Consider the following 21,257-nt stretch of genomic DNA (forward strand, 5'->3'; position numbering starts at 1 on the left):
AAAACCCTTATTCCGCAGCCTCGGCCTGAATGAACCCACCCGATTGGCGATGCCAGAACCGCGCATATAGCCCGCCCTGCTCCAACAGCGCAACATGCGTTCCGATCTCAACGATACGCCCCTGGTCCAGGACAATAATCCGGTCCATCTCACTGAGTGTGGACAACCGATGCGCAATAGCCAGAACCGTCTTGCCCTGCATTACTCGATGCAACGCTGTCTGGATCGAGGCCTCAACCTCGGAATCCAGTGCCGAGGTTGCCTCGTCCAGCACCAATATCGGCGCATCCTTGAGGATGGCTCGCGCCAACGCAATCCGCTGACGCTGACCACCGCTAAGCTTCACTCCGCGCTCACCCAGATGCGCGTCATATCCGGTGCGGCCATGGGCATCCTGAAGGCTGAGGATGAATTCATGCGCCTCGGCCTTTTTTGCCGCCTCGAACATTTCCTCTTCCGAGGCGTCTGGACGACCGTAAAGAATATTCTCCCGCGCAGATCGATTGAACATCGCGGTTTCCTGCGTGACCATGCCGATCTGACGGCGCAAGCTATCCTGGGTTACTCCGGATACGTCCTGACCATCGATCAAGATCGCGCCCTTTTCGCCGTCATAAAGGCGCAACAACAGCGAAACCAAGGTTGATTTCCCCGCCCCTGAAGCGCCGACAATGCCCAGTTTCTCGCCGGGGTGCACGGTCATGTTTACATCCGATACGCCACCGACATCCCGACCATAGGCAAAGCTGACATGATCAAAGGTGATCTGGCCTTCGGGCACGGACAGTTCCATCGCGCCCGTTTGATCCTCAACCCGTTCACGCTTGGCCAGCGTATTCATGCCGTTCTCGATCTCGCCAACATTGGCGTAGAGACCCATGAGGGTGAAGCTGACCCAACCGGTCATCTGGGCAATGCGGATCGAAATGGCCCCAGCGGCCACAATGTCACCGGCCGTCGCGGACCCCACTTGCCACAGCCACAGTGTTGCACCTATCAGCAAAACCGGCAGAACCCCGGCCAACAGCATCAAGATAAAGCGGAAATTGGCCGACAGGCTTCCGAACGCCAACATCTTTTCACGCAGATCAACCATGGAATTCCGCGCGGCCTGGTCTTCGAATTCCGAATGAGCGAACAGTTTAACGGTCTTGATATTTGTGATCGTGTCGACAACTTGCCCGGACACCATCGCGCGAGCGCCTGCCCGCGCCGCTGAGCGTTTACGGATGCGCGGCAAATACCAGCGGACAAGCAGGAAATACACGACTAGCCAAGCCGCAAATGGCAGCATAACCAGCGGATGAATAGACCCTAACAAAAGCAATGAACCCGCCAGCGAGGCCAAGGCGAACACGATCGCACTGATCGTCTCGGACACGACCGACGCCATCGCGTTGGATGTTTGCATCTGCTTTTGCGCGATCCGGCCCGCAAAATCGTCGTCGAAATATGTGACCGACTGCCCCAGCGTCCACCGGTTCAGCTTAGCCAGAACCAAAGGCGTGATATTGGGCATGACAATGTAGTTGTTGGTCAGCGACGAAAGTCCGAACAGGGCCGGGCGCAGTAGCATGAAAAACGCAACGACCCCAAGGATCATCCAGACGTTGTTGGCGGTCAGAAAGTTCCCAGGCCCGCTTGTGGTTGCTGCGTCAATGACCAGGCCCAACATCCACGCAGTGCCCGCCTCCATCGCACCCGCGGTGGCCGAGAAAAACGCCGCGACGAAGATCATAGGCCATGCGCCCGAGAGGCACCAGCGAATGAACGCCCCCAGCGTTTGCGGCGGGGGCGTTTCGATGTTCTTGAACGGGTTTATGAGGTCGGCAATCCTCATTCAGCGGCCTCCGGATTCAAGAAGCCCCCAGATTGCCGTGCCCAGAACTGCGCGTAAAGCCCACCTTGCGCCAGCAATTCGGAATGCCCGCCCTGTTCAACGATCCGACCACCATCCATGACCAGAATACGGTCCATCTGCGCGATGGTGCTCAGACGGTGGGCAATGGCGATCACGGTTTTTCCTTGCATCATACCGTAGAGAGTTTCCTGAATTGACGCTTCGACCTCGGAATCTAGGGCAGATGTCGCCTCGTCCAACAGCAAAATAGGAGCATCCTTCAGGATTACCCGCGCCAGCGTCACGCGTTGCCGCTGACCACCGCTGAGCTTAACACCTCGCTCGCCCACATGCGCATCATACCCCGTGCGCCCTTCTGGGTCTTGCAGATCAAGGATGAACTCATGCGCCTCAGCCTGTTTAGCTGCGGCGATCATCTGTTCTTCGGTGGCATCGGGGCGACCATAGAGGATGTTGTCGCGCACCGACCGATGCAACAGGGCGCTGTCCTGCTGAACCATACCGATATGGCTGCGCAAACTGTCCTGCGTGACCCTGGCGATATCTTGATCGTCAATCAGGATCGCGCCCTGTTCAACGTCGTAAAACCGCAAAAGTAGCTTAACTAGGGTCGATTTCCCCGCACCGGACCGCCCGATCAGGCCGATCTTTTCGCCCGGATGGAGGGTCAGGTTGATGTAATCCAGCCCCCCAGTCTTGCGACCGTAGTGGTGTGACAGATCACGGATGTCGATCTGGCCCTTGCTCAGCTGCAATGGCTTGGCGTCCGGCACATCCAGCAGGTCAACCGGCTGGGCAATTGTTTGCATGCCCTCGGCCACGACACCAAGCTGGCGGAAGAAGCTGGTCAGCGCCCACATGATCCATCCGGTCATCGCATTCAGTCGCAGGGTCAAAGCGGTCGCCGCCGCAACGACACCCACAGATGCACTCCCTTGCATCCACAGGGAAATGGCCCAACCAACTACGCCGACGATCAGCAAACCGTTCAGCGCGACCAGAACCGCATCCATTATGGTGAAAATCCGCATTTCGACCTGAAAGGTGCGACGCGTTTCCTCGATGGCTTCGCGGGCATAGTCCAACTCTTGGTCGTTATGGGCGAACATCTTGACCGAGTGGATGTTGGTATAGCTGTCCACCACCCGACCCGTCACAGCCGAGCGTGCATCAGATGCAGCCTGAGATGCAGGACCCACCCTTTTCACCGTCCAGCGCACCAGAATGGCGTAAAGCGCAAACCAGATCAGCAGCGGCAACAGCAACCGTGGATCCGCCGCCATCAACAGGATCGCCGCGCCAATCAGATAGGCTATTGAAAATGAGATGGCATCAAACACCTGAAACACAGCCTCGCCTGCGGCAGGCGGCGTTTGCATGATCCGGTTGGCAATGCGACCGGCAAAATCATTCTCGAACCAACCGACGGATTGGCGGAGAACGTGTTTGTGGGCGCGCCAGCGGATCAGGGTGCCAAAATTCGGCAGGATCGTGTTGTTTAACAACAGCACATCCACGACATGCAGCATCGGGCGCAGCAGCAGCACAAACGCCGCCACCAAGATGAATTCGGTGCCGTGGTTCTGCCAGACCTCGGCCGGAGAGCCCGACAACAGGTCAACCACCCGGCCCATGTAGTAAATCAAGCCAACTTCAACCGCCGCAACAACGACAGAGATTAAACCAGCCCAGAAGAACACCCGCATGAACGGTTGCGAGTAATCCAGCATAAATGGCCACAACCGCGTCGGCGGCGTGTCGGTTTCCTTGTAGGCAACAAAAGGGTCAACGAGGTTTTCGAAATAGCGAAACATGGAGAGTGCTCCGGTTGAGCAAAAAGTAAGTCATGCGAAGAAAGATGGCGCCAGAACACCACCCCTACGGGTCAACGTGTTCCAGCCTTAGCTGTCCCAGATCCCGTAATACATTCGCATCCCTCCATTCATGTGACAGGGGCAAATAATCATAAACTCTTTTACTTGTCATCCCCTTTTGAGACTTCCTTTATCCGCCAAGCAGATCTTCGCGGCCCAGTGTGAACCCCGAGGCGATCCACTTCGCCTCAAGATCGGCCAGTTTCTTGCCCAGCGCAGGACCGGTGAACTCGGGGATCAGATCGGTTGCCTTAATCGGGAAGGTCGCGCCCGCACCAACGTGGAGATCGTGCGTTATTGAGTCTAACCAAGGCATTTCCAAAAAAGCACATCGCAACAGCGCTTCGTGCAGCCCGTCTGTTTCACCGTACCGAAATCCCAATTCGGCAAAGCTGGCCGGGCTGGACGCCTCATCCCGCATTCGGGTCAGGCGCTGCAATTGTGCGCGGCTCAGGCGCAGGGTTTTTGCGACTTCCGGCGGTGCAATCGCCGCCAGTCGCCGCACCGGTTCCGGATCAGCGCCTGCCTGCTGTTCCAATGCAATCAACGGGGCCAATGCACGATCATCAGCACCCGGCAATAGTTGCACCAGTACTCCGGCGCTGCGCATTGCGGCGACGGACGGCGCGGGGTCTGGTGCGCCCAGAAGCTTCAAAAGCTCAGCACCCACGCGTTCGCGGGACAAGCCGGCCAGACCGTCCAGGTTGGACGCAATGGCGGCCAGAGCGTCGGGATCGAACCCTGCCTCGACATCGCCATACCAGGCGTGAAACCGGAAATAGCGCAGCGAACGCAGATAATCCTCGCGAATGCGGTTCGCTGCAGTGCCGATGAACCGGACGCGGCGCGCTTGCAGGTCTGGCAAACCGTTCAGAGGGTCCAAGATTGTCCCGTCGGGCCGTGCATATATCGCGTTCATCGTGAAATCGCGACGTGCGGCATCCTCTTCGACCTTGTCGGAAAAGGCGACGACGGCGCGACGGCCATCCGTTTCAACATCACGGCGAAAGGTAGTGATCTCATGCGGGATACCCTGACTAACCACGGTGATTGTACCGTGATCAATCCCTGTGGGTATGGCCTTAAGCCCTGCTTTCTGCGCCAGCTCGACCACTGTGTCGGGCCGCGCATTTGTGGCGATGTCGATATCCGATACCGTGGCGCCCAACAGCGCGTTACGTACACATCCACCCACAAACAAGGCTTGGTACCCGGAATCGGTTAGGGCAGCACAGACCCGTTGTGTTGCCGGTTCCGTCACCCAGTCTTCTGTGATTTGCGTCATTCGTTGATCCGTGCTGCCAATCCCCGCAGAATTCGGGCTGTTGCGCCCCAGATGTAATAAGGGCCGAAAGGTACCGTGAAGTAATACCGCCTTTGTCCCCGCCAGCGGCGCGATTCAACGACATAATTCGCGGGGTTGAGCACATGTGCAAGCGGAACCGAAAACACCTCTGCCACTTCGCCCGGTTCCGGTACCGGTTGGAAGGGTTCCCGCAGGATCGCCACCACAGGTGTGACCGTGAAGGAGGTCACCGTTTCATGTGTCGGTAAGTGGCCAAGAATTTCCGGCATTTCCTGCGGCAGTCCGATCTCTTCGCGCGCCTCACGCAATGCAGTGGCAGTCACGTCCGCATCGCCGTTATCCTGCTTGCCGCCTGGAAACGCTATCTGCCCCGGGTGATGCTTAAGCGCCGAGGATCGCTTGGTCAAAATCAAGCGCGGGGCGCCATCTGCTACCGAAATCGGAACCAAAACACCGGCAGCGCGCAGTTTGCGACCCTCAGGCAGGGCAAAATCGGGATTCAGGTCAAAATCACTGGACCCGTTGCCGGGGCGACGCAAGGCCGCCCGCAGCTGATCCGTTGGATCAGGCGTTGTCCGCATCAAAACCAACCGTGGAGGGATCAAGCACGTAATGCGCACCACAGAACTGGCAATCGGCGGTCACGTCGCCTTCGGGCGTGGTCATCTTTTCGATGTCCTTGGCCGAATAGATCGACAGGCTCTGTCGAACACGGTCTTCTGAACAGGTACAGCCAAATTGCACTGACTGCGCATCGTATACCCGCGGCTGTTCCTCGTGAAACAGCCGGACCAACAGATCCGTGGGTGCAATCGACGGACCGATCAGTTCCAAATCGTCGACCGTATCCAGCAGGATGTTGACGCGGCCCCAGTTTTCACCTTCTTCACCATCGACAAGGTCATCCGCTGTCAGGATGTTTCCGTCACCCTCGCTGGATGCCACGAAGGGCGAAGCCTTAGGCATGTGCTGCAGCATGACACCACCGGCGCGCCAATGTTCGCCAACGCCGGGTTCGGTCGATTTGCCGAAGCTCAGCGAAAACCGGGTCGGTAACTGTTCCGACTGGGCGAAATACGCCTCGGCACAGGCACTCAGCGACCCACCGGCCAGGGGGGTGATCCCCTGATACGGCTGGGTTCCCTCACCCTGATCGATCATGATGGCAAAATACCCCTCACCCACTTGATCGAACGGCGCACCATCGGTCAGACGGTCGCGGTCAAAGCTGGCATAGGCGCGAATGCGGGCCGGCTCCCCCTCTTGCTGAGGCGCATAATAGTCGGTCGCAATCATGCGCACCGGACCTTTGGACTGAACCTGCAGCGACAGCTTCCAGCGCAGCGCAACAGTCTGGCCGATCAATGCGGTCAGCAAGGCCATCTCGGCCACCAGAGCCTCGACCTTTTCTGGATAGTCATGCTGGCTCAGGATGCCATCAAGCACACCGTCCAGGCGGGCCACGCGGCCGCGCATATCCGATACATCAAGTTGAAAGGGCAGGACGGTGTCGTCCCACGCGATTTTTGTTCCAAGAGACATGGGGTTTCCTTACACGCCACAGGTTGGCATACCGCCAGCATATAGGTCGAACTATTCGGGTTTTAAGGGGCCATACATGATCAGACGGTTTGGTGAAACCCCTCAGGCCGGGCGAACATATACACGCCGGGTGGGGGTTTATGCGTTGCTGCCCCGAGGCCGCAGCCTTTTGCTGACCTGTCAGACAGAACCCGGACCCGATCTGCAATTGCCCGGCGGCGGAATTGATCCGGGCGAATCACCCATCACTGCCCTGCACCGAGAAGTGTTCGAAGAAACCGGCTGGTTGATCGCGTCGCCCCGCCGCATCGGCGCTTTTCGTCGCTTCACTTATATGCCCGAATACGATTTGTGGGCCGAAAAGCTGTGCCATATCTATCGCGCGCGTCCCATCCAGCGCATGGGTCCACCGTCTGAGCCGTTCCATGAAGCCATATGGATGGACACCGGCGATGCGGTCCAATTGCTGGGCAATGACGGAGATCGCCACTTTGCCGGGCTGCATGAACAGCGGCTTTAGTGTCCATTGTATTCAAAGAAAACAGCCGAAACATCATCATCCATACCTCGGCCAGGTGCCATCGCTTGCGTCAGCCGCCAGAACATATCGTCCAGGAATTCCGTTCCGTTTCGATCCGGCCCGCAATCCAGCGCCATCTGTCGCAAACCATCCTCGTCCAGCAGGCCACCGTCGGCGAGGCTGCATTCCGTGAACCCATCGGAATACAGCAATAGCCTGTCGCCGGGTTGCATGTAGAACTCGGTCCGCTGAAAGGCGGCGTCCGGTAGCAATCCGATAGGCAACCCACCGTCGCCCAGAAATTCTGTTCTGCCGTCCTGACATAGCAACAGCGGATGAGGGTGCCCGGCCTGCACCATTTTCACATGCCCGTTGCGCAGATCTACGATGGCATAGACCATCGTGAAATACTCTTCGATCCTCGTATCCGCCATCAGTCGCGAGTTCAGGGTTTCGGCAACTTCTTCCGGCGGTAGCAGAGCATAAAACTTGTCGAACCGCCGCGCCATCGCCACGTTCTGATCAAAATGATTGCTGGACAGATAGCCCCCCAAACGCGCCGTCATCATCGCAGACGTGATGCCATGTCCGGACACATCGATACTGTAGAACCCAAGCCTGTTCACACCCGGAGAGAACATCCCCACCAGATCGCCGCCGATATGACCGCAGGGTTTCAGCAACATGCTGACCCGGGACTTGCCGAAATTGCGCGTCAGTTCGGGCACCAGCGATTCCTGTATCTTGCGTGCCTGGATCAGGTCCTTGTCGATCGCGTCATGGGCGACGCGCAGTTCTTCAAGCGCGGTTTCGATCAATTGGTTTTTCTTGGACAATTCGCGCTGCATATCCAGAATACGCGCACCGGCTGATATACGCGCCCGCAGTTCATCCGCCTCAAGCGGTTTGATCAGAAAATCATCCGCACCGGCATCCAGACCGCGCGCCACTTCTTGCTTTTCGCTTTTGGAGGTCAGAAGGATGAAATAGCTGTATTGCTTGTTGTCCAAGGCGCGGAACGCCTTGCAGAAATCCAGCCCGCTCATCCCCGGCATAACCCAATCGCTGAGTACAAGATCCGGCGGGTCCGCCGCGCACATTTCAATCGCAACATCACCGCTATCGGCCTCAAGCACGTCGAAGCCCCATTTTTTGAGCGAGGCGACCAGAATACGGCGCTGCAGGCGGCTATCATCGACAACTAGCACCTTTTGGATCACACCAAAATCCAGATCTGATCCACTGTCTGCCTGACTGACCCTTGTCACCTTAACCCTCTGCCCAGCGGCGCTTATCGGAATGGGAAGACCCTATCGCGCCGCAGTTTAACAATGGGTGAAAGCCGAAATTCATTCCGCTTAACCTGCTCTTTACCGGTTCCGCGGTACCAAATCCCCGGGCAGATAAAGCGAGGATGGTATGATCAACTGGTCCAGGGTCCGACAACTAAGGGACGAGGTTGGCGCCAGTGAGTTTGAAGAGGTGGTGCAGATCTTCCTTTATGAGGTGAACGAAGCCCTTACCCGGCTTCGGAACGACACCGCCCGCACCGAGTTTGAACAAAACCTGCATTTCGTAAAAGGTAGCGCGCTGAGCCTTGGGTTCGAGGCTGTGGCCAAGCTGTGTCAAGACGGGGAACGACAATCGGCACAAGGGGACAGCCAGGCGGTCGACTTTGCCAATATCCTCAGCATTTTTGAACGCTCAACCGCCGAATTCAAGGCGGGATTATGCAGTTTTTAGCGAATGTCAGCGCGGCTTCTTCCTGTTCGCGACGCTACATTTCCCGGCAATTCCAGAAACCGAAATGAAGATTGAACAGGCCGGAGAGACACGCGAATTGATCGTGGCTTCAGATCACGAACTGCGCCAGCGTTTCATCTTCGGTGATGTCGGTATAGGTAAAACCCGCATCATCAAGATGCGCAAACAGGCGCACAAAATTCTCAGGCTTTCGCGTTTCGATACCGATCAGCACCGACCCGAAATTGCGCGCCGACTTTTTCATGTATTCAAAACGTGCAATATCGTCCTCGGGGCCCAAAATGCCCAGAAACTCTTTTAATGCACCCGGACGTTGTGGCAGGCGCAGGATGAAGTATTTCTTGACGCCGGAATAACGCTGCGCCCGTTCCTTGACCTCGGGCAAGCGTTCGAAATCGAAATTGCCGCCCGAGGTGACGCACACCACGGTCTTACCCCGGATAAAGCTTTGCACGTCGCCCACAGCCTCAACCGCCAGGGCCCCCGCTGGTTCCAGCACGATGCCCTCGACGTTTAGCATTTCGATCATGGTGGTACAGATACGATCTTCGGACAGAACCAAGACGTCGGACAAATGGCGGGATTTCAACAGCTCAAACGGCTCTTCACCGATCCGACCCACTGCCGCACCGTCGACAAATGTATCTACGTGATCCAGAGCCACCGGATGGCCCGCCGCCAAAGCCGCGCGCAGACAGGCGCCACCCGCCGGCTCCACGAACAGACAATGCGTCCGATCCCCGAACCATGTGGCCACGCCAGACGACATGCCACCACCACCCACTGGCAAGATGACATGATCGGGAACCTGTCCAAGCTGTTCCTCAATCTCAACCGCTAAGGACGCCTGACCTTCGATCACATCCCCATCATCAAAGGGCGACAGAAAGTACCCACCTTGCTGGGCGCACCAGTCTTGCGCGGCGGCCAGCGTGTCGTCGAAATAGTCTCCGGTCAGGTAAATCTCGATGTTGTCGCCGCCGAAAATCCGGGTCTTCTGGATTTTCTGCTGCGGCGTGGTTACAGGCATGAAAATGACACCGCGTACGTTCAGATGTTTGCACATGTAGGCAACCCCCTGCGCATGATTGCCTGCACTGGCGCAGACGAACAGATCCTGCCCTTGCTGCTTGCGCATGGCATTGAACGCGCCGCGGATCTTATAAGACCGCACCGGGCTGAGATCCTCACGCTTAAGCCAGATATCGGCGCCATAGCGGTCGGACAGATGGGCATTCCGTTGCAGCGGTGTTGCAGGAAACACAGAACGCATCACCTGTTCGGCGGCGCGGGCGCGGGTCATGAAATCGGTCATGAACGTTTCACTGGCTCATCCCGACTAAAAGGGCAAGGAATACATATGTGTACGGGCGCGCTCAGGTGAGTTTCCGCTTTTCGATGAAGATTCCGTACATGGTTGTCAGGATGCTGACGTTGATCATCGGGAGAACCAGAGTTCCAAAGAACACCGTCAACAAGATTCCCAGCACCGGAATGATCGCCAGAGCCGTAAAAACAAGCTGCACAAGAAATTGGAACAGGAACGAAACAACAAGCAGCACCAATATCGAACCAGCAATACCCTGCGTTTTGGTCCATGCTTCGCCGAGTGTGATGGGGTCCCCAATGGCGGCTGCAGGCAGGATAATCGACAGCCGGTAGAAGCACACCAACAGAAAGACCACGTAAACCAAAAACAGGATGATCGACAAACCTGCAAGGCTTTCCCCAAGCAATGCAAAGACCAGCCCCATCGGCATCCACGCGATTACCATCAGTATTCCCAACATCAAGGCGCGTCCCAGATAGGCGAGAATTCTATCGAACCGAAAGGTTGGGAAGATACCAGTGGGATATTCTTCGAGCAGAATATAGCGGTGCCAAGAAACCGCGATCCAGAAGATTGTGACAAGAAGCACGGCGATCAGGCCAATAACGAATAGAAAAATACCGCCTACCGACGCTCCCGGTGGCAATTCTCCTGCGCCTTCGTCAAAAGCTTCCAACGGAATGCCTGACACCATGAACAGCGCTACGATCAGCGCTGTTGCGATCAAGGCAGGACCTACAGTGATCTGCAGCACCTGTTTGATATTTCCAAATACCATCCGCACGGAATGGACAAAAATCTGCCAACCCAACATCTTTGAACCGCCCTCTCAACCAATCCTTGTTCTCTATCCGACCGTTTCACCCCAATTCAGACCCTGCGTCAACGCAGATAACTTGCCCCCGCTCACAAAACCCGTTAGGGGCCAATCGTCTTATGAATAAGGGGAAGTCAGATGTCCGCGCCCAAGAAAGTTGTTCTGGCCTATTCCGGTGGCCTTGATACTTCGATCATCCTGAAATGGCTGCAGACCGAGTATGGTTGTGAGGTCGTAACCTTCACTGCCGATCTGGGTCAGGGTGAGGAACTTGAGCCAGCGCGCCAAAAGGCCGAGATGCTGGGAATCAAGCCCGAGAATATCTTTATTGAGGATGTCCGCGAGGAATTCGTCCGCGATTTTGTCTTCCCCATGTTCCGCGCCAATGCGCAGTATGAGGGCCTGTATCTGCTGGGCACCTCGATCGCGCGGCCGCTGATTTCGAAACGTCTGGTTGAGATTGCCGAAGCCACCGGTGCCGACGCGGTTGCCCACGGCGCAACCGGCAAGGGCAACGATCAGGTGCGGTTCGAACTCGCGGCTTACGCGCTGAACCCCGACATCAAGGTGATCGCGCCCTGGCGCGAATGGGACCTGACCAGCCGAACCAAGCTGCTGGAATTTGCCGAAGCGAACCAGATCCCGATTGCCAAGGACAAACGCGGCGAGGCACCCTTTTCGGTCGATGCCAACCTGCTGCACACCTCGTCCGAGGGCAAGGTTCTGGAAGACCCCGCCGATATGGCGCCCGACTATGTATATCAGCGCACCGTCCACCCCGAGGATGCGCCGAACGAGCCCGAATTCACCGAGATTGGTTTCGAAAAAGGCGACGCGGTCAGCATCAATGGCGAAGCGATGAGTCCCGCCACCATCCTGACCAAGCTGAACGAATATGGCGGCAAACACGGTATTGGCCGTCTCGATCTGGTCGAGGGTCGCTTTGTCGGAATGAAATCGCGTGGCATCTATGAAACACCAGGCGGCACCGTCCTGCTGGAAGCGCACCGTGGTATCGAGTCGATCACTATGGACCGTGGCGCGATGCACCTGAAAGACCAGCTGATGCCGCAATATGCGGAAGCAATCTATAACGGCTTCTGGTACTCACCCGAACGCGAAATGCTGCAAGCCGCGATTGACAAGTCGCAGGAACACGTCACCGGCACCGTCCGCGTGAAACTGTACAAAGGTCTGGCATCGACCGTTGGCCGCTGGTCGGATCACTCGCTGTATTCAGAGGAACACGTGACTTTTGAAGACGATGCCGGGGCATATGATCAGAAAGACGCAGCCGGATTTATCCAGTTGAACGCTCTGCGCCTAAAATTGCTGGCCGCGCGCGAAAAGCGTCTGTCCAAGTAAGTCACGCCATTGTTGGATGACGAACCCGGTGTCCAAGAAGGCACCGGGTTTTTTTGTCTTCGCTGACCAGTCAGTTCCAGTAGCGTCACCCTTGCCTGTTTTGCCCGTTTTTCTTTACGCAAAGGCCAACAGGAAAGGGTATACCATGCTTCAGGACATCGCTGACGGAATTCAAAAAGGCCTGAATGGCAAGTCATTTGACGGCTCTCTCAAGTTCGATTGCGGTGATGACGGGGTGATCGTGCTGATCGACAATCAAGCGACGACGCAGGATCAGGATGCCGACTGCACGATCCGAATTTCGCAGGAAAACCTGACCAAGCTGCTGACCGGCAAGCTGAACCCGATGACCGGCGTGGCGCTGGGTAAGCTCAAAATTTCAGGCAACATGGGTGTTGCTATGAAATTGGGCCAACTGCTGGGTTAAGCGCAGATAAACTCGTCTCACCAGCGCGTGACAAACCATGTCAGCGGATTGCAACGGCAGAAAAGTCGGGGCAGCCTGATCTCAGAAGGAGATCTGCCATGACCCGGACCGCATACCTCTGTTTCGTTAAACCGTCGCTTCTGTTTGTCCTGATCACACTGGCCGCGATGTTGCGCGCCCTGCCCGCACCAGCTGCCGGCACCGAAACCCTGACCGTCGCCGGAGGGTGTTTTTGGTGTGTTGAATCCGATTTTGAATCGGTTCCCGGCGTGATTGGCGCAGTATCCGGCTTTACCGGCGGCAAGACAGCCAATCCGACTTATGACCAAGTAACCAAAGGCGGTACTGGCCATTACGAGGCTGTTCAGATCACCTTCGACCCTGCGCGGGTTTCCCGTGAAACGTTGCTGAGCATGTTTTTCCGTTCCGTTGATCCAACCGACGCAGGCGGCCAGTTCTGTGATCGCGGCAACAGCTATCGCACTGCTGTTTTTGTCTCTAACACAGGCGAAAAGGCATTGGCGCAGAGAGCCAAAGCCAATGCGCAGCAAGCGTTGGGTCAAACCGTAGTCACGCCCATCTTGAACGCGGGCGCCTTTTACCCAGCCGAAGCCTACCATCAGGATTACTACAAGGGCGACAAGCTGGTGTTCACCCGCTTTGGTCCGAAACGCCAGAAAAACGCATATAAAGCCTACCGCAAAGCCTGCGGTCGGGACGCCCGGGTCAAACAGCTGTGGGGCGGCAACGCGCCATTCGCCGGATCCTAACCGAACCGGGCCTCAAGCACCTCTTTGAGGTCGGGAATAACATCAGCCGTACCGTGCCGCGTGACCATCAGGGCCGCGGCACGATTTGCTTGTGCAATCGCCTGCGGCATCGGCAACCCGCGGTCCATTCCGGCCAGAACGTAACCAGTGAAGGTATCCCCCGCGCCGGTCGTGTCCACGGCTTTCACTTTGTGTGCCGAAATCTCAAGTGCCTCACCATCCTTGGGTAGGTAGCGCGCACCCTTAGATCCCAACGTGACCAGTACATGCTTAACAGGCAATTCAGCGACGGATTGACCCGTACTTTCGCGCAGCTGTTCTGCTTCGACCTCATTCAGGATCAGGAAGTCCAGATAGGGCAGAACCGCCTGCACAGCATCAGCCTGAAACGGCGCGGCGGCATAGCAGACGGTCAGTCCAAGATCACGGCCCATGCGCGCGGCCTCGACCTGGGCGTTGGTTTCGTTCTGCATGACCAGAAGATCACCGGGAACAGCCTGCGATAAGGCCTGTCCCAGCTGATCCTGTTCGATGGCGTGGTTCGCGCCGGGATACAGAATGATCTGGTTCTCACCCTGCTTGTCCACCGCAATGATCGCGTGACCTGTAGGCACGTCGACCTCGGCAATGAACCGGGTGTCGACGCCATATTCGGTCATGCGATCCAGGGCCCAGCGCCCGTCCGGCCCAATGCCACCGATATGCGCCACACGCGATCCGGCACGCGCCGCTGCAACGGACATGTTGGCCCCTTTGCCACCCAGAAACCGCTCCAAGTTCGAAGCGGCCAGGGTTTCACCGGCAGTGGGCAGATGCGGCAGGGCATAGACCATGTCCGCATTGATCGAGCCTAGGTTCCAGATCGTCACGGTTTATCCAATATCGCAAGAGGCCAGAATGGCCATGTTCAGAATGTCATTTGCTGTCGAGCCAGTCGAACAGATCTGAATCGGTTTATCGACACCGGTCAGGATCGGGCCAATGACGTTCGCGCCACCCATCTCTTGCATCAGCTTGGTCGAGATCGAGGCCGAATGCCGCGCGGGTACAATCAAGATATTGGCTGGGCCCGTCAGACGCGAGAAGGGATAAGCCTCCTGCTGTTCCACGTTCAGCGCCACATCCACGGTCATCTCGCCATCATATTCGAAATCGACGCCGCGCTTATCCAGAATCTCGGGCGCTACGTGCATTTTCTCAGCCCGCTCAGATACCGGATAGCCGAAGGTGGAAAAGCTGACAAAGGCAACGCGTGGGTCCAGCCCCAAATGCCGCGCGACCGAGGCTGAGCGTTCGGCGATATTGGCCAGATCATGCTCATCCGGCCATTCATGGACCAGCGTGTCACCAATCAAAACGATTTTACCCTTGTGCAACAGCGCCGTCACACCAACGGCCCCATGTTCGGCATCAGCGTCAAACACATGATTGATGCGTTCCAGCACATGTGCCGACTTCCGCGTTGCACCAGTGACCATGCCGTCGGCGTGACCATGCGCCAACATCAGGCAAGAGAACACATGGCGGTCCCGCGCGGCCAGACGATGGATATCCTTGCGATCAAAGCCACTGCGCTGCAGACGCTTGTAAAGGAAATCCTTATAGGCTTCGAGATGCGTGGTTGTGGAGGCGTTAATCACCTCCAACTCGCGCACCGCGTCCTCCAGGCCGGCGGCTTCCAGCTTTTCCTTCACATCGTCTGGACGACCAACAACCAGCGCCTTGCCAAAGCCCGATCGCTGATACATCACCGCCGCGCGCAAAACGCGTGGATCGTCGCCTTCGGCAAAGATCATCCGGCTTTGCGCCTGACGTGCACGGGCGTTCAGGCCACGCAGGATGCTGGCGGTCGGGTCCATGCGGGATTTCAGGCTCAGCTCATAGGCGTCCATATCAATGATCGGGCGGCGGGCTGCCCCGGTGTCCATCCCGGCCCTTGCCACTGCAGGTGGGATACGGTGGATCAGGCGTGGGTCGAACGGCGTCGGGATAATGTAATCCCGGCCAAAGGTCAGAGATTTGCCATAGGCCATGGCAACCTCATCCGGCACATCCTCGCGCGCCAGATTGGCCAGCGCATGGGCGCAAGCGATCTTCATCTCGTCATTGATAGCGCGGGCGTGAATGTCCAGCGCGCCGCGGAACAGGTAAGGGAAACCCAGAACGTTGTTCACCTGGTTTGGATAATCGCTGCGCCCGGTGGCGACGATGGCATCAACACGAACCTCATGCGCCTCTTCTGGCGTAATCTCCGGGTCCGGGTTCGCCATAGCGAAAATAACCGGATTGTCCGCCATGCTGGCGACCATATCCTGCGTCACGGCACCCTTCACCGACACGCCAAGGAACACGTCAGCGCCTTTCATCGCCTCTTCCAATGTACGCAACTCGGTGGTGATCGCATGAGCCGATTTCCACTGGTTCATGCCTTCGGTCCGGCCTTGGTAGATCACGCCCTTGGTGTCGCAGACGATGCAGTTTTCATGCTTTGCACCCATCGACTTGAGCAGCTCGATACAAGCGATACCCGCCGCACCCGCGCCGTTCAGCACGATTTTCACGTCTTCGATCTTTTTGCCCGAGATACGCAGCGCGTTCAGCAGGCCCGCCGCACAGATCACCGCCGTGCCGTGTTGGTCGTCGTGGAAGACGGGGATGTCCATCTCTTCCTTCAGGCGCTGCTCGATAATGAAACACTCGGGCGCCTTGATGTCTTCCAGGTTGATGCCGCCAAAGGTCGGTCCCATCAGACGCACAGCGCGGCAGAATTCGTCCGGGTCTTCGGTATCCAGTTCGATATCGATCGAGTTCACATCGGCGAACCGTTTGAACAGGACTGATTTCCCCTCCATCACCGGCTTCGAACCCAGCGCGCCAAGATTTCCAAGGCCCAGAACCGCCGTGCCGTTCGAGATCACCGCAACCAGATTGCCCTTGTTGGTGTAGTCGTAAGCAGTCTCTGGGTTTTCGGCGATAGCTTCACATGGAACAGCGACACCGGGGCTATAAGCCAGCGACAGATCGCGTTGCGTCGTCATGGGAACGGTGGCCTGAACCTCCCACTTGCCGGGTGTCGGGTCGAGGTGAAAGGCCAGCGCCTCTTCTTTGGTGATCTTCGCTTTGGGCATGTGATGGGTCGTTTCTTTACATCTGCGGGACTTTTGCCTCATAGCGCAGGCAGGCGCGCGCCTCAACGAGAATACTTTTCACCTTTCGTCGAGATGGGTGGGTTTGTAAGGTCGCGACCGGAATACGCCAAAAGGGGTCAGCCTTGTCCACAGTCACGCCGATGATGGCGCAATATCTCGAAATCAAAGAGGCGCATGCCGATGCCTTGCTGTTTTACCGCATGGGCGACTTTTACGAGATGTTCTTTCAGGACGCCGTCAACGCCGCCGAAGCGCTGGACATCGCCTTGACCAAACGCGGAAAGCATAACGACACCGACATTCCGATGTGCGGCGTACCGGTCCATGCGGCCGAGGGGTATCTGCTGACCTTGATCCGGAAAGGGTTTCGCGTGGCCGTCTGCGAACAGATGGAAAGCCCGGCTGAAGCGAAGAAAAGAGGCTCTAAATCGGTCGTAAAGCGCGATGTTGTGCGTCTGGTTACGCCTGGCACGTTGACCGAAGATGCCCTGCTTGAGGCTCGCCGCCACAACTTCTTGGCCGCCTATGCCGAGGTTCGCGATGAGGCCGCGCTGGCTTGGGCCGATATCTCAACTGGCGCGTTTCACGTTATGCCTTTGACCTCAGTGCGCCTCAGTCCCGAACTGGCCCGGCTGGCACCATCCGAGTTGATCGTGGCCGATGGTGTGCAGGACAAACTGAACGAACCCGTTATGGATCTGGGTATCTCGTTGACCCCAATCGGGCGTGCCAGCTTCGACAGCACTGCGGCGGAAAAGCGCATCTGCGGGCTGTTTCACGTGGGCGCACTGGACGCGTTTGGCAGTTTTGGCCGCGCCGAAACCTCGGCCATGGGTGCGCTGATCGACTATCTGGAAATCACGCAAAAAGGCAAACTGCCGCTTCTGCAAACCCCATTGAAAGAATCTGAGGACCGAGTCGTTCAGATCGACGCTGCCACACGGCGCAACCTGGAACTGACCCGATCCCTGTCCGGTGGCCGCGCGGGTTCGCTGCTATCTGTGATGGATCGCACCGTCACACCGGGTGGTGCACGACTGTTGGACCAACGGCTTTCCAGCCCATCCCGCAATCTGGACGTCATCCATGGGCGGCTGGATGCGGTAACTTTTGCGGCCGAAGACAGCCTGATCACATCAGACCTGCGCGAGGCTTTGCGCAAAACCCCGGATCTGGATCGGGCGCTGTCCCGCCTGTCACTGGACCGCGGTGGCCCGCGGGATCTGACCGCCATTCGCAACGGTCTGACACAGGCCGCAGCAATCGCTGAACTCTGCGCGGGTCAAGACCTGCCGGTTGTCCTAGCCACCGCCCTGCAAAATCTGGTCGGATTTGACGACCTGCTGAACCTGCTTGACCAAGCGCTTGTGGCCGAACCCCCATTGCTGGCCCGGGACGGCGGGTTCATCGCCCCGGGTTATGATGCCGAACTGGACGAAGCCCGCACCCTGCGCGACGAAGGTCGTTCCGTCATTGCCGGGTATCAGCAGAAATATGCAGAACACACCGGTATCACGTCGCTTAAGATCAAGCATAACAATGTGCTGGGCTATTTCATCGAAACTACGGCCACCCATGCCGAGAAAATGCTGAACCCGCCGTTCAGCGAAACCTACATCCATCGGCAGACCACAGCCAATCAGGTGCGCTTCACCACAGTCGAACTGTCCGAGATCGAAACCCGCATTCTGAACGCCGGAAACTTGGCGCTTGAGATCGAAAAGCGGCTCTATTCAACGCTTTCTTGCGAAATTCTGGATAAGGCCGCACGGCTCAACCAAGCCGCGCGCGGTTTGGCTGAACTGGATCTGACCACTGCTCTGGCCGATCTGGCGCGTGGTGAAAACTGGTGTCGCCCGCAAGTTGATGCCTCACGCGCGTTCGATGTTCAGGGCGGAAGACACCCGGTGGTCGAACAGGCATTGCGCCAGCAAAACGGCGACGCCTTCATCGCCAATGATTGCGATCTCAGTGCTGACAAAGGCGCGGCGATCTGGCTGCTGACAGGTCCCAACATGGCCGGTAAATCGACCTTCCTACGCCAGAATGCCCTGATTGCCCTGCTTGCCCAGATGGGCAGTTACGTCCCTGCGGAACAGGCGCATGTCGGGCTAGTCAGCCAACTGTTCAGCCGCGTCGGAGCGTCGGATGATTTGGCTCGCGGACGCTCGACCTTTATGGTCGAAATGGTCGAAACCGCCGCCATCCTCAATCAGGCTGATGACCGCGCTCTTGTTATTCTTGATGAAATCGGTCGCGGTACGGCCACCTATGATGGCCTCTCCATCGCCTGGGCCACGCTGGAACATCTGCACGCCTCCAACAAATGTCGCGCCCTGTTCGCAACCCATTACCATGAACTCACCGCACTTGCCGGCAAACTGGAAGGCGTGGAAAACGCCACCGTTGCTGTTAAAGAATGGGAAGGCGAGGTGATCTTCCTGCACGAAGTTCACAAAGGCGCGGCTGACAGGTCCTATGGTGTGCAAGTCGCCCAATTGGCAGGACTGCCCGCCTCGGTCGTTGAACGTGCTCGTATCGTGCTGGACCAACTTGAAAAAACCGAACGTGAGGGGGGGAAGCAAAAGACCCTGATCGACGATCTGCCTTTGTTTTCGGCCGCCCCGCCACCGCCACCACCAGCGCCCAAAGCTTCTCCGGTAACCGGCATGCTGGACGATATTCTGCCGGATGAGCTTACCCCGCGAGAAGCACTCGACCTGATCTACAGACTGAAAGAGGCGGCCAAAACCTGACCGCCCCTTCATCATTTCAAAAATACTCTCGCCCAAAGCTTGGCTTCAACGAAGCCAATTAACTTGCCGGAGTAGACGACACCCCAACCTGCGCCGGCCGCAGCAGGCGATCATGCAACATGAAGCCTTCTGCGGACACCTGTATTATGTCACCTGCACGGGTACCCGGCACCGGGGCCTCGAACATCGCTTCATGCACGTTGGGATCAAACCGGTCGCCAACTTCGGGCGTGATCACTTCCATCCCATGCTTTTGGAACACGTCCTTCAACGCACGCATGGTCAGTTCCACGCCTTCCAGAAGGGGTCCTGCCACTTCTTTCTGCTCATCGGTCGCGGCTTCAAGCGCACGTTTCATGTTGTCGTAAACCGGAAGCATGTCGCGGGCCAGCTTCGATCCGCCATATTGTTCCGCATCGCGGCGCGCCCGGTCACCCCGCTTGCGGGCGTTTTCCGCATCCGCCAGCGCGCGCATGAACTTGTCTTTGAAATCATCCCGCTCAGCACGCAGCGCATCAAGTTCCAGCGCTTCTTCACTGATCTCGGCAAATTCCTCGGCCAGCTCTTCCGCCTCGGCGGCTGCGATATCGTCCAGAAATTCTTCGTTTTTGGGCTCTGCCATCTCTTACCCTCTAGCTCCGGTCGGAAATCAGTTTGCCAACCAGTTGCGCCGTATAATCCACGATCGGCACGATCCGCCCATAATTCAGACGAGTGGGTCCGATGACCCCAACCGCACCAATTATCTTTCGATCAGCGTTCATATATGGAGACACCACCAAAGAGGAACCCGAAAGTGAGAAAAGTTTGTTCTCTGAGCCGATAAAAATGCGCACACCCTCGCCTTCTTCGGTCAATTCGAGGAATTCAGCAATGTCTTGCTTTCGCTCCAGGTCGTCAAACAACGTTCGGATTCGGTCCAATTCCTCGGCTTCGCCTGGCTCCCCCAGCAGATTCGCCCGCCCGCGCACGATCAAACGGGCCGAGTCTGTCCCGTCCCCATCCCAGGCCGCCATGCCGCTTTCGACCATCTCGCGCGCTAAAACATCAATTTCTTGCCTGCGCGCGGTAATCTGGGTCTGCATCTGACGCAGCACTTCGCTGAGCGTTCGTCCTTCGATCAGGGAATTCAGAAAGTTCGCCGCCTCTCGCATCGAACTGGGTGTCTGGCCCGGCGGAGGCGTAAATAGACGGTTTTCCACATGCCCATCCGCAAAGACCAGAACCACCAAAGCGCGGTCATGGGCCAGCGAGACGAACTCAATATGCTTGATTTCAGACTCTTGCTTTGGGGTCAGAACCAGCGATGCGCCATGTGTCACGTGTGACAAGGCCGAACCAACTCGGTCCAGCATCCCGCCCACATCACCCGCGTTAGAACCTAGTGTCTCATCCAACTTCTGCCGATCGTCTACACCAAGATCACCCACTTCCAGCAACCCATCGACGAACATCCGCAGACCCATCTGCGTGGGCACACGGCCTGCACTGACATGCGGGCTGTCGAGAAGGCCCAAAAATTCGAGATCCTGCATTACATTGCGTACAGTGGCGGCGCTGACCTTTTCCGACAATGTGCGGGTCAGCGAGCGGCTTCCGACCGGTTCGCCGCTGTCCAGATAGCTCTCGACGATCAACCGGAACACCTCGCGTGACCGGTCATTCATTTCGTCCAGAACTCTACTTGCTTCGCTCATCGGCAATCCTCTGCTGGATTGGCATTAAATCGCAGACATCTGAAAGGTCAATCGGGGTTGCTTCCTAAGGCACGGGGAC

The 21,257-nt window shown here is 57.3% G+C and carries 18 protein-coding genes; 6 read left to right on the plus strand and 12 right to left on the minus strand.

Annotated features, from left to right (window positions below; translation table 11 throughout):
• Positions 1–7: 7 nt before the first annotated feature.
• The 5 genes from AC2FIB_RS17105 to hslO form a co-directional block, all read right to left on the minus strand.
• A complete protein-coding gene (locus AC2FIB_RS17105; protein ID WP_496842485.1) occupies positions 8–1,840 on the minus strand; it encodes an ABC transporter ATP-binding protein in 1,833 nt (610 codons plus the stop codon).
• A complete protein-coding gene (locus tag AC2FIB_RS17110; protein ID WP_496842487.1) occupies positions 1,837–3,675 on the minus strand; it encodes an ABC transporter ATP-binding protein in 1,839 nt (612 codons plus the stop codon). Before AC2FIB_RS17110 ends, AC2FIB_RS17105 begins: the two co-directional genes overlap by 4 nt.
• Before the next feature lie 190 nt (positions 3,676–3,865).
• A complete protein-coding gene (locus tag AC2FIB_RS17115; protein ID WP_496736625.1) occupies positions 3,866–5,020 on the minus strand; it encodes a CCA tRNA nucleotidyltransferase in 1,155 nt (384 codons plus the stop codon).
• Positions 5,017–5,622: a CoA pyrophosphatase gene (locus AC2FIB_RS17120; protein WP_496736623.1), complete on the minus strand. Its 606-nt coding sequence runs from the start codon at positions 5,620–5,622 to the stop codon at positions 5,017–5,019. The genes AC2FIB_RS17115 and AC2FIB_RS17120 overlap by 4 nt, the downstream gene beginning before the upstream one ends.
• Complete coding sequence (gene hslO, locus AC2FIB_RS17125; protein WP_496736621.1) at positions 5,606–6,583, minus strand: Hsp33 family molecular chaperone HslO; 978 nt, start codon at positions 6,581–6,583, stop codon at positions 5,606–5,608. The genes AC2FIB_RS17120 and hslO overlap by 17 nt, the downstream gene beginning before the upstream one ends.
• A 76-nt stretch (positions 6,584–6,659) precedes the next feature.
• Here hslO and AC2FIB_RS17130 point away from each other — a divergent pair, with 76 nt between their 5' ends.
• On the plus strand, positions 6,660–7,103 hold the full coding sequence (locus AC2FIB_RS17130) for an NUDIX hydrolase (RefSeq protein ID WP_496736620.1): 444 nt from the start codon (positions 6,660–6,662) through the stop codon (positions 7,101–7,103).
• Here the strand turns inward: AC2FIB_RS17130 and AC2FIB_RS17135 are convergent.
• Positions 7,100–8,371, minus strand: coding sequence for a PP2C family protein-serine/threonine phosphatase (locus AC2FIB_RS17135; protein WP_496842489.1), 1,272 nt, complete (start codon positions 8,369–8,371; stop codon positions 7,100–7,102). The genes AC2FIB_RS17130 and AC2FIB_RS17135 overlap by 4 nt on opposite strands.
• A 151-nt stretch (positions 8,372–8,522) precedes the next feature.
• Here AC2FIB_RS17135 and AC2FIB_RS17140 point away from each other — a divergent pair, with 151 nt between their 5' ends.
• The gene (locus AC2FIB_RS17140) at positions 8,523–8,846 is read left to right on the plus strand and encodes an Hpt domain-containing protein (RefSeq protein ID WP_496736616.1); all 324 of its coding nucleotides are present in this window, start codon (positions 8,523–8,525) and stop codon (positions 8,844–8,846) included.
• 109 nt (positions 8,847–8,955) lie between these two features.
• Here the strand turns inward: AC2FIB_RS17140 and ilvA are convergent, their stop codons facing one another.
• On the minus strand, positions 8,956–10,182 hold the full coding sequence (gene ilvA / locus AC2FIB_RS17145) for a threonine ammonia-lyase IlvA (protein WP_496842491.1): 1,227 nt from the start codon (positions 10,180–10,182) through the stop codon (positions 8,956–8,958).
• 61 nt (positions 10,183–10,243) lie between these two features.
• Complete coding sequence (locus AC2FIB_RS17150) at positions 10,244–11,011, minus strand: hypothetical protein (protein WP_496842492.1); 768 nt, start codon at positions 11,009–11,011, stop codon at positions 10,244–10,246.
• 141 nt (positions 11,012–11,152) lie between these two features.
• On the opposite strand from AC2FIB_RS17150, the gene AC2FIB_RS17155 reads away from it, so the two are divergent.
• The 3 genes from AC2FIB_RS17155 (at position 11,153) to msrA (ending at position 13,576) form a co-directional block, all read left to right on the plus strand.
• Positions 11,153–12,379, plus strand: coding sequence for an argininosuccinate synthase (locus AC2FIB_RS17155; RefSeq protein WP_496842493.1), 1,227 nt, complete (start codon positions 11,153–11,155; stop codon positions 12,377–12,379).
• A 145-nt stretch (positions 12,380–12,524) separates the two neighbouring features.
• Positions 12,525–12,806 carry an SCP2 sterol-binding domain-containing protein gene (locus AC2FIB_RS17160; protein ID WP_109313802.1) on the plus strand — a complete coding sequence of 94 codons (282 nt, stop codon included), beginning with the start codon at positions 12,525–12,527 and terminating at the stop codon, positions 12,804–12,806.
• Between the two features lie 98 nt (positions 12,807–12,904).
• Positions 12,905–13,576, plus strand: coding sequence for a peptide-methionine (S)-S-oxide reductase MsrA (gene msrA, locus AC2FIB_RS17165; protein ID WP_496766002.1), 672 nt, complete (start codon positions 12,905–12,907; stop codon positions 13,574–13,576).
• On the opposite strand, the gene AC2FIB_RS17170 is transcribed toward msrA, so the two are convergent.
• Positions 13,573–14,445: a ribokinase gene (locus AC2FIB_RS17170; protein WP_496726274.1), complete on the minus strand. Its 873-nt coding sequence runs from the start codon at positions 14,443–14,445 to the stop codon at positions 13,573–13,575. The genes msrA and AC2FIB_RS17170 overlap by 4 nt on opposite strands.
• Before the next feature lie 3 nt (positions 14,446–14,448).
• Positions 14,449–16,704 (minus strand): NADP-dependent malic enzyme, encoded by a 2,256-nt coding sequence (locus tag AC2FIB_RS17175; protein ID WP_472722505.1) that lies wholly within the window; start codon positions 16,702–16,704, stop codon positions 14,449–14,451.
• Positions 16,705–16,865: 161 nt separating this feature from the next.
• Here AC2FIB_RS17175 and mutS point away from each other — a divergent pair, with 161 nt between their 5' ends.
• A complete protein-coding gene (gene mutS / locus AC2FIB_RS17180; protein ID WP_496736705.1) occupies positions 16,866–19,481 on the plus strand; it encodes a DNA mismatch repair protein MutS in 2,616 nt (871 codons plus the stop codon).
• A 58-nt stretch (positions 19,482–19,539) separates the two neighbouring features.
• On the opposite strand, the gene AC2FIB_RS17185 is transcribed toward mutS, so the two are convergent.
• Positions 19,540–20,103 carry a nucleotide exchange factor GrpE gene (locus AC2FIB_RS17185; protein WP_058275130.1) on the minus strand — a complete coding sequence of 188 codons (564 nt, stop codon included), beginning with the start codon at positions 20,101–20,103 and terminating at the stop codon, positions 19,540–19,542.
• A gap of 10 nt (positions 20,104–20,113) precedes the next feature.
• Complete coding sequence (hrcA, locus tag AC2FIB_RS17190) at positions 20,114–21,178, minus strand: heat-inducible transcriptional repressor HrcA (protein WP_282119790.1); 1,065 nt, start codon at positions 21,176–21,178, stop codon at positions 20,114–20,116.
• Positions 21,179–21,257: the final 79 nt, after the last annotated feature.

The sequence above is a fragment of the Ruegeria sp. YTSA072 genome, from assembly GCF_059610285.1.